The organism is Shewanella xiamenensis, assembly GCF_014647135.1.
GTDB classification, from domain to species: Bacteria; Pseudomonadota; Gammaproteobacteria; order Enterobacterales; family Shewanellaceae; genus Shewanella; species Shewanella xiamenensis.
The window spans coordinates 40,807-54,243 of the sequence record NZ_BMOP01000025.1 but is presented as its reverse complement, the minus strand read 5'-3'; the positions used below and the strand labels follow the sequence as shown (position 1 = coordinate 54,243).

Sequence of the window (13,437 nt, the reverse complement as noted above, 5' to 3'; positions counted from 1 at the left end):
GAAATTCAAACCTCTTGAAGTCGCTGGTTCTCCATATGTGAAATTCAAACCTCTTGAAGTCGCTGGTTCTCCATATGTGAAATTCAAACCTCTCGAAGTCGCTGGTTCTCCATATGTGAAATTCAAATCTCTTGAGCAAATCGCATAATATTAATCATGTGAAGGAGAGTGTCTATGTTAAATTCAATCAAAAAAGCACTTGGTTTCGCAAAGCCTGTTCGTAAAAAAGTAAAATTACCAGAAGGCTTAAACCACCTTGAAGTGATCCCAGCAAAGGGTTGGTGGAATTAATTCCATCTAAATCTGAAAACATTATCGTTTAGATAGTCTAGAGCTACTCAGCTAGCGCGCGGCCTAGACCAATAAAAAAGGAGCATCAAGCTCCTTTTTTATTAGTCACATTTACGACAAATCATATCTATATTAAGCGGTTAGACTTCCGTCAGAACTCTGACACACTCTTCTTAGTGCAATACGCTTATGGGAGGAAAAGAGTGGAAATGCTAAGGGCCCTAGTATAAATCCCATTACAGCCCAATAGCTTACCGTTAACCCAGCTCTAAAAGCCGCAATCCCAAAACACCACGAACAACTCACCGACAAGGCAGCAACTATATAAAACATCAATCCCACAGCAACCTCTTTAATCGACTAAGTCCTGATATTGAAAACCCAAAATAGCAGTTTGCTATACAAATGGACTCCGAGCGAGGCTACTTATAAGCATTAATCAACATCAGATATGCACATACGGTATAACAGCACAACTGCCGTAATAGGACGCCATAATACAAGATCCCCCCAATAAATGTGAACGTTTTTTAGGCAAAACTTAGCCTTGAGGCAATAAAAAAGCGGCATAGCATTGCCGCTTTTTTGACCAAAACATCTAAGTATTAGAAGAAGCGAGCTTTTTCTGCCGCCATCCCCTTAAGGCGTGGGCAAGGCTCAAATCGATCGCCATATTGCGTTTGATAACGTTCAAGTATTTTGACTAAGTTATCCGCGCCTAAAGTATCGATATAATGGAATGGGCCACCCAAGAATGGTGGGAAACCGATGCCAAAGATAGCGCCGATATCACCATCGCGCGGTGAGGCAATAATGCCTTCATCTAAGCAGCGCACAGCTTCATTCAGCATTTGCACTACACAGCGTTCCGCTACCGCGCTCATTTCTTTATCGATACCCGGTTTGATACCTAATACGCCATACACGCTTTCATCCACGGCTTTCTTCTTGCTCGACGCTTTATTGCCAGCAGCATATTGATAGAAACCTTTGCCATTTTTACGGCCTTTTCTATCATCGCTCAGTAACTTATCGAAGGCTGCAGGCGCTTTAAAGCGCTCACCCAGTTCTTTTTCAAGGATTGGAGCGATTTTAGCACCGACATCGATACCCACTTCATCGAGCAGAGTGATAGGGCCAACGGGGAAGCCGAATTTCACTAAAGCTTTGTCTAAGTGCCCAATACTCTGCCCTTCCAGCAGTAATTGCGCAGCTTCGTTCATATAAAGCGCGAGGATACGGTTAACATAAAAACCGGCACCGTCTTGTACCACGATTGGCGTTTTACCCTGTTTGCGGGCAAAGGCCACCGTGGTGGCAATCGTCTCAGGAGACGTTTTCGCATGGGCAATCACTTCCACCAGCGGCATTTTTTCTACGGGTGAGAAATAATGTAAGCCAATCACATTTTCAGGACGGCTGGCCGCTTGTGCAATTTGGCCAATGGGTAAAGATGAGGTGTTAGATGCAAAAATCGTGTGCTCACCGCATTCACGCTCAATATCTTTTACCATCTGATGTTTAAGCGCTAAATCCTCAAACACGGCTTCAACAACAATATCAGCGTCCTTAACACCTTTATATTCGGTCGTCGTTGTCATTAGTGCCATTAAATTGTCGCGAACGGCCGGCGTCATATGACGACGTTTAACGCCTTTATCCAATAACTTATAGGCGTAGGAAAGCGCGTTGCTTAAGCCCTTTTCGTTAATATCTTTTACCCGTGCTGGAATTTTAGCCTTAGTCGTCGTGACCGAAGCAATACCACCGCCCATCAAACCGCCACCTAAGATCACGGCTTTTTTGACTTTACGTGGTGTCGCCCCTTCGGCGCCAGTTTCTTTCTTCATCTCTGTGGTGGCAAAGAAAATACTGCGTAGCGCCTCTGATTCTTTCGACACCACCAGCTCAGCAAAATGGCTGGCCTCCACCTCAAGCCCTTTTTGCATCCCCTTCGCCATACCTTGGCGCACACAATCGATAATTTTTGCCGGCGCAGGATAGTTACCTTGGGTTTTCTTAGCGACTTGCTTGGCGGCTTGATCGAAAATAATGTTACGACCAAACCCTGTGCCTTCGAGTAATTGATTGACCAGCGATTTTTTAACTGGTTTCGCCGTGCGCTTACCCGCAAGCGCCATTTCCACCGCGGTTTGAAGTAGAATCGTCTGTGGTACTACGTCGTTGACTAAGCCCATCTTTAACGCTTGTTTAGGACGAATTTGTTTGCCAGTCAACATCATATCTAGCGCAGTGGTGATCCCCACTAAACGAGGCAAACGCTGAGTACCGCCGCCACCGGGTAATAAACCGAGTTGCACTTCGGGTACGCCCAGCATGGTCTTGCCATCATCACTACACACACGTTGATGACAGGCGAGCGCAAGCTCTAAACCGCCCCCTAAACAGGCGCCATGTATCGCGGCAACCACAGGGATATTCAAGGCTTCTAACTCGTTAAACACCACATGCCCTTGCTGGGATAAGGCTTTCGCATCGCCCGCCGTTTGGCAAGCATCGAGCATAGAGATATCCGCCCCTGCTACGAAGGAGTCTTTTTTACCCGAAATCAGCACTAGGCCACGGATACTGCTATCGCGTTTAATCTCAGACAGGATCTCACTGATCTCAGGGCCAAATTCTGCCTTGAGGGTATTCATGGTTTCGCCGGGTACGTCCATCGTTAGAATGGCGATACCGTCTTCACGGCGGGTTAAATTAAATGTCTTTTCCATCGCCATTACTCCACTTCCACAATCATTGCAGCCCCTAAACCACCCGCAGCACAGGCCGTTGCCAGACCCGTTCCACCGCCACGACGTTTAAGCTCACGGCAAACCTGAGTGATTAAACGTGTACCTGTGGCCGCAAATGGATGGCCGTAAGCTAAAGAACCACCGAGCACGTTAAATTTGCTCATATCGATTTCACCAATGGCACGATTACGCCCTAATTTTTCTTCGGCAAATTTCTTTGAGGCAAACATCTGCATATTGGCGAGAGTTTGCGCTGCAAAAGCTTCGTGCATTTCGATGAGGGTTAAATCCTCTAATTCCATGCCAGCACGTTTTAATGCCAATGGCGTCGCATAAGATGGGCCCATTAGCATATCTTGCCAGACATCAATGGCGGTAAATGCGTAGCTCTTAATGTAACCAATTGGTTGATAACCTAAAGCTTTAGCGCGGCCTTCACTCATCAAAATGATCGCCGAGGCGCCATCGGTCAGCGGCGTACTGTTCGCGGCCGTCACGCTACCATGCTTTTTATCGAAAGCGGGACGCAGTTTGGCGTAAGAAGCTAAATCGGAGTTTTCACGAATATTGTTATCGCGCTCGATAAACTGTTTGTAGGGTGGGACATGGGCCACCATCACTTCATCACGTAGATGGCCCGAAGCCCAGGTTTCACTCGCCAGCGTGTGGGAGCGGTGCGCCAGCGCATCTTGATCGGCGCGGCTGATGTTGTAAGTCTTGGCCATTTGCTCCGCGGTTTGTCCCATGGACAAACCCGTTGAATACTCAGCCACGGCTGGCGGTACAGGCAATAAATCTTTAATGCCTAAACGGCGAAAAATCTGTAATTTTTGGCCAAAAGTGCGGGCTTTATTTAGATCAACTAAGGCATGGGCGAGCTTTTTAGACACACCAATAGGTAATACAGAAGAAGAGTCGGCACCGCCGGCAATCCCGATGTCGATATTACCGGTCATGATTGACTCAGCCACATTCACCGCAGATTGAAAACTGGTCGCACAGGCACGGGTCACGCTATAGGCATCGGTAGACACATCCATACCCGTTCCTAATACGATTTCACGGGCAATATTCGGTGCCGCAGGCATTTGTACCACCTGACCATACACGAGTTGCTCAATCAATTTAGGATCCAGTTCGCTACGAACAAGCAGTTCGTTAACCACCATTTTACCCATATCGAGCGCCGATACTCCGTGGAATGCGGTCGCCTGTTTCGCAAATGGCGTTCTTAAGCCCGCCACAATAGCGATACGCTCACCCTTTGCATTAGTTACCTGTTGTCTATCACTCATTTGTCACCCTCTTTATGTGCGCTATCGCTGAGAGATTTCAGGCGGCGCTATCGATTTCCATGTTTGCCCTGCTGTTTGGCACCAAAAAAGCCTAATAACAGGTCTGACCATTAAAGTGTGATCTGATTCTAACTTCTTGTCAGCAAGTTTTAAACACCTGTTTGTTTTTTTAACACTAGCCAAACCCTTAGGGAATTCTTTACCATATTCGTTGTCTTAAGCCCACACACGTATTTTCAATTGATATTTTCAACCTAAAAACGAGTAGCATCATGCCTTTGAGTCGCTTCCATGCATTACGCACTTACCTAAATAAGGTTGTTTTAGGGCAGCCAGTACTGACCGAAAATCTGCTCATTGCCCTCATCGCCAATGGCCATTTATTAGTAGAAGGTCCACCAGGACTTGCCAAAACCCGCGCGGTTAAAGCCCTTTGCGACGGAGTTGAAGGCGATTTTCACCGGATCCAATTTACCCCCGACTTGCTGCCTGCCGACTTAACAGGAACGGATATCTATCGCTCCCAAACCGGTACCTTTGAATTTGAAGCTGGTCCGATTTTCCATAACCTGATCCTCGCCGATGAAATCAACCGTGCCCCCGCTAAGGTGCAGTCGGCGTTATTAGAGGCTATGGCCGAAGGTCAAGTGACTGTGGGGAAAAATAGTTATAAATTGCCACCGTTATTTTTAGTGATGGCAACGCAAAACCCCTTGGAAAACGAAGGCACTTATCCGCTGCCCGAAGCTCAGCTCGACCGTTTTTTAATGCACCTGAATTTGGATTACCCAAGTGGCGACACTGAGATCGAAATCTTGCGTCAATCCCGTAAGGAAGCACTCACCCACGAGTTGCCAACCACTGAGCCGATTGCTCAAGCGGATATTTTTGCCGCCCGTGATGAAGCAATGGAAATCTATCTAGCTGAGCCGCTAGAGAAATACATAGTCGAAATTATTATGGCAACCCGCCAACCCGCGCGTTACAGCGACGAACTGACTAAATGGTTAGAGTACGGTGTGAGTCCTCGTGCGACGATTTCGCTTGAACGCTGCGCCCGCGCCAGAGCCTGGTTACACGAGCGCGATTTTGTCTCTCCCGAGGATATTCAAGCTGTTGCGCCCAATGTATTAAGACACAGACTGCTGCTGAGCTATCAAGCGCAGGCCGAAGGGGTCAGCCGCGACCAAGTGATTAACCATATTTTGACTCAAGTCGCCGTGCCTTAGACCTGAACGCCATAAAACAGTCCCATAGCTATGTGTTCAGGTGGCGAACAAACTAATGTTAAGTTAAATAAATGGCTTTAAATGAGTGACTTTGAATGAATAACAGTGCGCTAAACGCATCCCTACACAATGATGTTGCACAACATGGCTTACCTCTTAATGGTTTGCCCTTGTTTGCTGATGGGTTGCATTTAACCGAGAAGGAACTGCTCGCCTGCCAGACGATTGCGCGGGCTATTCCTGAGCGTCACAGCCGAGCACGCGCCAATCTGGCAGGTCATCGCAGCAGTCTAATCAAAGGCCGCGGGATGGAATTTGCCGAAGTGCGCCATTATCAGCAAGGTGATGATGTCCGCACCATAGATTGGCGCGTCACCGCCCGCACTGGGCAAACCCACACTAAGTTATTTATTGAGGAGCGCGAGCGCCCTATTCTGCTGCTGCTCGATTTAAGCCAGAGTCTGTATTTTGGCTCGAGTTTGCTGTTACAGTCGGTTCAAGCGGGGCATCTGGCTACCACGCTTGGCTGGAACGCAATTAACCACGGCGACCGACTCGGCGCCTTAATCGCCTGCGAATCGGAGCACCTTGAATTAAAACCCCGCAGTCGCCGCCAAGGGATATTGCAGCTCATCTCAGGCCTGCGCCGAGTGCACGAGCAGCAACTCAATCAGCTCGGCAGTCATCCGCGCGATCCTGATCATATCCTGCGCGCCTGCCAGCGGTTGCAACGCATCGCTAAACCGGGCTCATTAATTTGGATCATCACCGATGGCAGCCATTTTACGCCGCAATGTATCGCGCCGCTGACAGAACTCAAACGCCACTGTGATATTGGCGCGTATTTGATAACAGACCCTTTGAGGCAAGGTAACCTGAATTTGCCTAAACAGTTCAGTTTACCCGTCCGAGATGGGGAGCAAGACTTAGTGTTGACTCGCCATAGCTATCAGGCGTGGCTTGCGCTGCAACACCAGCAACAGAATGACTTTATTACCATGATGCAAAAGCTTAGGGTACACACCCAATTTATCGATGCAGGCTTACCGCTTGCAGAGCAATTAGCATTGCTGCAGTAACCACATGGCAGAGAAGCAATTCAGTTGACAATGAACAGAAAGAATAAGTGAGTCCAAAGCGTGAACCCACAAACTTTACCGCCAGCCTCGGATAAGGCTGTAACGCCAAATCCCATGTTGGCGGATTTGCAGGATATTATTCTCCCCGATCCTATTGGTGCTTGGCCATGGGCCGTAGGCTATTGGTTAGTACTTGCTATCCTGCTGGTGCTAATCATCAGCGCGATCCTTTGGCTTAAAAAACGCGCCGCTTACTTAGCGCCGAAAAAAGCCGCCCAAGGTTTGTTTGCAGCACTTGACCCCAATTCAAGCCAGTACGCCTCGGAAGTCAATCAGCTATTAAAACGAACTGCACTGAGTTACTTACCAAGGGAAGAAATAGCGAAACTCGACGGCCCCGCTTGGGCAACTTGGTTAGATAGCCATTTGCCCGCAAAACAGCGCGGCCGCATTGGACCCTTATTGGAAAAGCGCCATCAGGTTAAACCACTAAGCGCTGACGAGGCCCGTGAGTTACAGGCCCTCGCCCGCAGCTGGTTTGCCTCAAAAGCCAAATTAAGCGCACCGATAATGCACGCGGCTACAAACCCGGCTACGTCAGCAGCATTAACACAGGCTCCAGCAAAGCCTGCGGAGGAGCAATGTTAACTTTCGCCTGGCCTTTTGCATTGATTTTACTGCCTTTACCTTTTATTTTTTGGCGTCGCCAATCAGTACATGCCGAAGGTGCGCGCCTGCAACTGCCCGGCATCAGTCAAACGGGCAAGGCAAACTTAGCCACCCAAAACCGTCAAAGCCGTAAACGCTATTGGTTAATGTGGTGCTTGTTAGTGCTTGCTATCGCCCGTCCACAATGGCTTGGCGATCCAATTGAGCTCCCTAGCCAAGGTCGCGATCTCATGCTGGCGGTGGATTTATCCGGCAGTATGCAGATTGAAGATATGGTGATCGACGGCAAAGTGGTCGACCGTTTTACCCTCATCCAACACGTGGTCAGTGAGTTTATTGAACGCCGCAAAGGCGATCGCATCGGTTTGATTTTATTTGCCGATCACGCCTATTTACAGGCACCACTGACTCAAGATAGACGTTCCGTTGCCCAGTTTTTAAAAGAGGCCCAAATCGGCCTCGTTGGTAAACAAACGGCGATCGGCGAATCGATTGCACTCGCGGTAAAACGTTTCGATAAAATGGATGAGAGTAACAGAGTATTGATTTTATTGACTGACGGTTCAAACAACGCCGGCAATATCGATCCTGAGCAAGCGGCCCAAATTGCCGCCAATCGTAAAGTGACGATTTATACCGTTGGCGTGGGCGCCGATGTCATGGAAAGACGCACCCTCTTTGGTCGTGAGCGCGTCAATCCGTCAATGGATTTGGATGAAAACCAACTGCAGCAGATTGCCGATGTCACCCACGGCCGCTATTTCCGCGCCCGCAATAGTCAGGAGTTAGAGCAGATTTATCAAGAAATCGATAAACTTGAACCCGTTAGCCGCGATCAACTCAGTTATCGCCCTCAAGCGGAGCTATTTTACTGGCCGCTCGCATTAGCACTTCTCACCAGTCTATGGATTGCACTAGCGCAGTTACCGTTTTTTACTCGCGCTAAAACCCTTGTTTTATCAGCCACACCGCGGGGGAATGTCCGTTAATGAGCCTGCATTTTATTCGTCCTGAATGGTTACTCGCCCTGTTGCCGTTAGGGATTATTTTATGGGCGCTTTGGCGCCAGCATGCAACTAACAGTGCGTGGAATCGTTATATTGCGCCACATTTGGCAAAAATATTAGTCACAGAAGGTGCGCAAAAGTCCCGCAGGCCGCTGTATATCTTGGCCTTTTCTTGGTTTATCGCCGTGTTAGCGTTAGCGGGACCCGCCCTCAATAAACAATCTTTACCCGTCTTCGCCGCGGAGCAAGGACGAGTGCTGGTGATGGATATGTCCGTCTCCATGTTTGCCACCGATTTGGCACCTAACCGTTTAACCCAAGCCAAGTTTAGGGCGACGGATTTATTACGCGGCCTAAAAGAAGGGGAAACCGGGCTCATCGCCTTCGCCGGCGATGCCTTTACCATAAGCCCCTTAACCCGCGATACGGGCACACTACTCAATTTATTACCCACCTTAAGCCCTGAGATAATGCCCGTGCTAGGGTCAAACTTAGCCGCCGCATTAACCCAAGCCAAAAACCTGCTGGCACAGGGTGGACATCTTCGTGGCGATATTATTGTGATGACGGATGGCATCACGCCTAAACAATTCGATGAGGCCAACTCAGCCTTATCAGGCAGCCAATATCGCCTCGCGATTATGGGATTTGGTAGCCCCCAAGGCGCACCAATTCGCTTACCCGATGGTCAACTACAACGAGATAGCAGTAATGAGGTTGTCGTCGCGAAAACCGACTTTGGCTTGCTGCAAAAATTAGCCGATAACCATAATGGCACTATGATCCCCAATCGCGCCGATGGTGAGGATCTTGTCCAACTTCAACATTGGTTAAGCGATAGTGGTGATGCCAAAGCCACGGATCTCGATGGTGAAACATGGCAGGATCTCGGCCCTTACCTCGCCTTATTCTTACTCATTCCTGCCCTGCTGAGCTTTAAGCAAGGTATACTCGCCAACTGGCTGTTGATGGGATTAGCTGGTTTATTATTCGGCGCATTGCCGCAAAACGCCCACGCCAGCGCCTGGGATTCGCTCTGGCACACCCAAGAGCAGCAAGCGATGCGGGCCTATCAAGCCGAAGATTATGCCAATGCAGCCCAAAAATTTGAAACGCCCCAATGGCAAGGCGCTGCGCAATATAAGGCAGGCAATTTCGAACAAGCGCTAAAAACCTTTGAGCAAGATAATTCAGCCAATGGGCTTTACAATCAAGGCAACGCGCTGATGCAAATGGGCAAACCCGATAAAGCTAAAGAACGGTACCAAGCAGCGCTCGACAAGCAACCCGATTTCCCACAGGCCAAGGCCAACCTTGAGTTAGCGGAAAAACTGCTGGATCAGCAACAATCCCAGCAAAATGCTGACAACCAAGATCAGCAGTCTCAGGGCGACCAAAACCAACAGGGACAGAACCAAAACGATCAGCAGCAAGGACAAAACCAGCAGCAAGATCAGCAATCCTCGCAAAACGACCAAGCTCAAGAGCAGTCTCAAGAGCAACAGTCCCAACAGCAAAATAATGCCGACCAAGCGGACGAAAAACCGTCGCAGGATCAAGACACCTCATCCGAGCAGCAGGATAATGCTGAGCCAGGCGCGCAGGATAAACAGCAAGATGCTGATAAAGCACAACGAGATCAGCAAGAAGCTAAAAATGAACAACAGCAGGCACAGCAAGAGGCCAATCAGCAAAATAGCGCCGATAACAATGCTGAAGATAATGCAGAAGAGCAAGCCAGCAACGAAGCCCAAATGCAGGCAAAGGTCGCTGATGATAAGTCCAATACTGAGCAAGAACAGCAACAAGCCCTAGCGCAAAAAGCGGATAAAGAGAAACAGTCACAGGCAGATAAAGACACTGAAACAGCCATCAGTGAAACACTAGAAGCCCCGCCCAGTAACAGTGAACCTTTGCCCGCGGAGATGCAGCGAGCCCTGCGAGGCGTGAGTGAAGATCCGCAGGTGTTGCTGCGAAACAAGATGCAACTCGAATATCAAAAACGCCGTCAAAATGGCCAAATATCAAGGGATAACGAACAGTGGTAATCAGACAATTTTTTATCCTCCTCATTCTTTGCATCGCGGTTATCAATCCCGCCTTTGCCCTGAGCAAACTCGAGGCGTCGGTCGATCGCAATCCAGTAATGGAGGGAGAGTACTTTGTGCTCAATGTCAGTGCCGACGATGAGGTCGACACAGGTAAACTCGACACCTCCATCCTGCTAAAGGATTTTATTGTGGGCCGCACCAGCGTGAGCCGCAGCACTCAGATCATGAACTTTGACGCGGTTAAAGAAACCCGCTGGCAAGTGCTGCTAGCGCCAAAGCAAAAGGGTCAACTGACCATTCCATCCTTTAGTATTGATGGCGTCAGCTCCGCCGAAATTCCCCTCAAAGTAGTCGAAGCCGGTGCGCAACCTGAGCAGGCTAAGAATCTGTTTATCGATGCTAAGGTATCGAGTGATGAGGCCTACGTCGGCCAGCTTATCACCTATAAAGTGAAGCTCTACCTTGCGGTCGAACTGCAACGCGGTGTGCTTAATGCTCCCGTTATCGAAGGCGCGCAGATTAAGCAAATTGGCGAAGATAAAGACGGCTCGGAGATCATCGATGGCCGTCGTTACCGCGTCATTGAGCGCACCTATGGCATCATTCCCGATTTGCCCGGCCAAGTGAACATTAAAGGCGCCACCTTTTCTGGTGATGTATTAGTAGAATCACAACGCCGCGGTGGCATGTTTGGCTTTAATGAAAGCCGTCCTATGCAAGCAGGTGCGCCGTCCTTAAGCATTCAAGTAAATCCGGCCCCAGCAAGCTTCCAGGGGCAATGGCTTGTAGCCGACTTGGTAGTATTAAAAGAGAGTTTTCCTGAGGATGTAAAAGAGTTTACTGTTGGTAGTCCCATTACCCGCACAATCACCTTGTTGGCATCCAATGCCGATGAAAATAGTCTACCGGATATTGTGCAAGGGCTGCCGCCAGAGCTCAAATCCTATCCCGAAAAACCCCAGCGCCAGAGCTTTGTGCGTGACGCGCAGATAGTGTCCCAATACAGTATTACCTCAGCGATTGTGCCCAGTAAAGCAGGCACTTTTACCTTACCTGAAGTGAAAGTACCTTGGTGGAATCCACATCTTAAACGCCAAGAAATCGCGACCCTGCCCGCTCGCACTATTGAAGTAAAAGGTGGCGCCGTGGTCGATACGCCCGTCGAACCCAACTGGCAGGCAAATACCAGCACCCGCAATGAAGGTAGTTGGAGCGCCAATCTGTTTGCCCTGCTATGGCTAGTAACATTAATTGCATGGGGCGTGACCTTGGTTGCTTGGCGCCGTGCACTTAAGCGCCAAACACCTGTTAACACTCAGGTTCAACCTCAACCACTCGTCCTTGGCAATGGTCTTAAAGGCTTGGAGCAGGCCTGCGCTAGAGGTCATGTCAGCGATATTTTGCAGCAATTACAGCAATACTTTAGTGAGCAGGCCGCTCGCCCTATGACGCTCGATAAAATTGCCGCGCAATCGAATGAATTAGCAGAGGCTATTCGCCAATTACAAGCATTGGCCTACGGCGGAAAAGCCAATAGCGGTACACAACTGGCTGACGCGGTAAAAGCATTGTTAAGCGCGGTAAAAAGCGGCAATCTAAAAACCATGGTGCAGCCATCTACGCCATTACGGCCGCTAAATCCAAACGGCTAATCCTAAACGGCGCAACGGCTTACTCGAATGAATAAGGTGTAATGTTTTGAATCGTAAAATAAAAAGAAAAAATCAAAAAAATGTTTACTAACTGGCGAAAGAAATCCGTTGAGCCTGCGGTCTCTTCTGACATGCTGAGTAAACAACGACGATACAACAGCCTAGTCAAGGCGCTGCACGCCGATATTTTCCGTTATGCCTTTTGGTTGTGCGGTGATAAGCCGGTTGCTGAAGATATAACCCAAGAAACCTTCTTGCGGGCGTGGCGCTCTTTAGATTCCCTTCAGGATGATAAAGCGGCGAAGGCTTGGCTGATCACGATTTTAAGACGTGAAAATGCCCGTCGATTCGAGCGCAAACAATTTGATTACGCCGATGTCGAGCAAGACAGCTTAGAAGATCACATTGCCTCCAGCACTGAAGAGCAAACCGAGCAGTACTGGTTGAGAAGGCAAATCGCTAAGTTGGATATCGAATATCGAGAGCCATTACTACTGCAATTGATTGGTGGTTTTAGTGGGGATGAAATCGCCGAACTGTTGGAACTGAATCGTAACACAGTAATGACGCGCTTATTTCGGGCGAGGAACCAATTGAAAGAATTACTTGAGAAAACAGAGGTAAGAGGTCAATCCAATGGATGAGCTTAAATTTAGACGTCAAGCTTATGAAGATCCTCATAATCAAGACCCAGAGTTTCTTGAGCAAATGCGTGCCAAACCTGAGCATCAGGCCCTGGTTTCTGAGCTTAAACGCTTCGATGCTAAGCTCAACCAAGCCTTAAAAGTGGAAGTACCGGAAGACTTAGCCGATAAACTCATCCTACGCCAACAACTACAACAACACCACAAACAGCGCCGTCAAACGGGCTTTTTAGTGGCGATGGCTGCCTCCATCGCCTTTATCGTGGGCATCAGTTTTAGCCTGCTACGTTTAGGTCCGGTGGATTTAGCTGAGCATGCATTAGCCCATGTCTACCATGAAGGAGTGGCGTTGCAGGTTGATCAGAATGTCAATTTCAGCCAAGTGAATGCGCAGCTTGCCTCGATGAAAAACCTTCAAAATGCAAAATTTATCGAACAACCAGGCAAAGTTTACTACACCTCTTACTGTGATTTTCAAGGTGTTAAGAGTCTGCATTTAGTTTTACAAGCAGAAAAAGGCAAAGTCACACTGTTTATTGTGCCGATTGAAAAACGTATGGTGCTGGATAACACCTTTGCCGATGGTAAATATAAAGGAATGGGATTTGAAACCCGCGATGCTTATATTTTGCTTGTGGGTGAGGATCAAGCAGACCTTAGCTTTGTAAAAGACGAAATCAACAATACCTTTATCTAACCAACTAATATATAAACCTTTATTAAATCCATCTCCGATATTTTTTCACGATCGGAGGTCGGATTTC

Annotated in this window: 10 protein-coding genes; 8 read left to right on the top strand and 2 right to left on the bottom strand. The window is 48.5% G+C overall.

Going from position 1 to position 13,437, the window contains the following annotated elements:
- Window positions 1-896: 896 nt before the first annotated feature.
- The gene (gene fadJ / locus IEY09_RS16975; RefSeq protein ID WP_188871987.1) at window positions 897-3,026 is read right to left on the bottom strand and encodes a fatty acid oxidation complex subunit alpha FadJ; all 2,130 of its coding nucleotides are present in this window, start codon (window positions 3,024-3,026) and stop codon (window positions 897-899) included.
- 5 nt (window positions 3,027-3,031) lie between these two features.
- Entirely contained in the window at window positions 3,032-4,342 is a 1,311-nt protein-coding gene (gene fadI / locus IEY09_RS16970; RefSeq protein WP_188871986.1) for an acetyl-CoA C-acyltransferase FadI, read from the bottom strand.
- Between the two features lie 272 nt (window positions 4,343-4,614).
- On the opposite strand from fadI, the gene IEY09_RS16965 reads away from it, so the two are divergent.
- The 8 genes from IEY09_RS16965 to IEY09_RS16930 all read left to right on the top strand — a co-directional run bounded on the left by IEY09_RS16965 (window position 4,615) and on the right by IEY09_RS16930 (window position 13,370).
- Window positions 4,615-5,571 (top strand): AAA family ATPase, encoded by a 957-nt coding sequence (locus IEY09_RS16965; protein WP_047535105.1) that lies wholly within the window; start codon window positions 4,615-4,617, stop codon window positions 5,569-5,571.
- 95 nt (window positions 5,572-5,666) lie between these two features.
- Window positions 5,667-6,650, top strand: coding sequence for a DUF58 domain-containing protein (locus tag IEY09_RS16960; RefSeq protein WP_037420190.1), 984 nt, complete (start codon window positions 5,667-5,669; stop codon window positions 6,648-6,650).
- Between the two features lie 60 nt (window positions 6,651-6,710).
- Window positions 6,711-7,298 (top strand): DUF4381 domain-containing protein, encoded by a 588-nt coding sequence (locus IEY09_RS16955; RefSeq protein WP_188871984.1) that lies wholly within the window; start codon window positions 6,711-6,713, stop codon window positions 7,296-7,298.
- Window positions 7,292-8,308: a vWA domain-containing protein gene (locus IEY09_RS16950; protein ID WP_188871982.1), complete on the top strand. Its 1,017-nt coding sequence runs from the start codon at window positions 7,292-7,294 to the stop codon at window positions 8,306-8,308. The genes IEY09_RS16955 and IEY09_RS16950 overlap by 7 nt, the downstream gene beginning before the upstream one ends.
- Entirely contained in the window at window positions 8,308-10,374 is a 2,067-nt protein-coding gene (locus tag IEY09_RS16945) for a VWA domain-containing protein (RefSeq protein WP_188871980.1), read from the top strand. Before IEY09_RS16950 ends, IEY09_RS16945 begins: the two co-directional genes overlap by 1 nt.
- Complete coding sequence (locus tag IEY09_RS16940) at window positions 10,368-12,029, top strand: BatD family protein (RefSeq protein ID WP_188871978.1); 1,662 nt, start codon at window positions 10,368-10,370, stop codon at window positions 12,027-12,029. The genes IEY09_RS16945 and IEY09_RS16940 overlap by 7 nt, the downstream gene beginning before the upstream one ends.
- Before the next feature lie 80 nt (window positions 12,030-12,109).
- The gene (locus IEY09_RS16935; RefSeq protein ID WP_037420204.1) at window positions 12,110-12,673 is read left to right on the top strand and encodes a sigma-70 family RNA polymerase sigma factor; all 564 of its coding nucleotides are present in this window, start codon (window positions 12,110-12,112) and stop codon (window positions 12,671-12,673) included.
- The gene (locus IEY09_RS16930) at window positions 12,666-13,370 is read left to right on the top strand and encodes a DUF3379 domain-containing protein (protein ID WP_037420207.1); all 705 of its coding nucleotides are present in this window, start codon (window positions 12,666-12,668) and stop codon (window positions 13,368-13,370) included. Before IEY09_RS16935 ends, IEY09_RS16930 begins: the two co-directional genes overlap by 8 nt.
- Window positions 13,371-13,437 lie beyond the last annotated feature (67 nt).

Excerpts from the sequence above, each read along its gene's own strand:
- fadJ (WP_188871987.1), bottom strand. The coding sequence starts at position 3,026 with ATGGAAAAGACATTTAATTTAACCCGCCGTGAAGACGGTATCGCCATT.
- fadI (WP_188871986.1), bottom strand. The coding sequence starts at position 4,342 with ATGAGTGATAGACAACAGGTAACTAATGCAAAGGGTGAGCGTATCGCT.
- IEY09_RS16965 (WP_047535105.1), top strand. The coding sequence starts at position 4,615 with ATGCCTTTGAGTCGCTTCCATGCATTACGCACTTACCTAAATAAGGTT.
- IEY09_RS16960 (WP_037420190.1), top strand. The coding sequence starts at position 5,667 with ATGAATAACAGTGCGCTAAACGCATCCCTACACAATGATGTTGCACAA.
- IEY09_RS16950 (WP_188871982.1), top strand. The coding sequence starts at position 7,292 with ATGTTAACTTTCGCCTGGCCTTTTGCATTGATTTTACTGCCTTTACCT.
- IEY09_RS16945 (WP_188871980.1), top strand. The coding sequence starts at position 8,308 with ATGAGCCTGCATTTTATTCGTCCTGAATGGTTACTCGCCCTGTTGCCG.
- IEY09_RS16935 (WP_037420204.1), top strand. The coding sequence starts at position 12,110 with ATGTTTACTAACTGGCGAAAGAAATCCGTTGAGCCTGCGGTCTCTTCT.
- IEY09_RS16930 (WP_037420207.1), top strand. The coding sequence starts at position 12,666 with ATGGATGAGCTTAAATTTAGACGTCAAGCTTATGAAGATCCTCATAAT.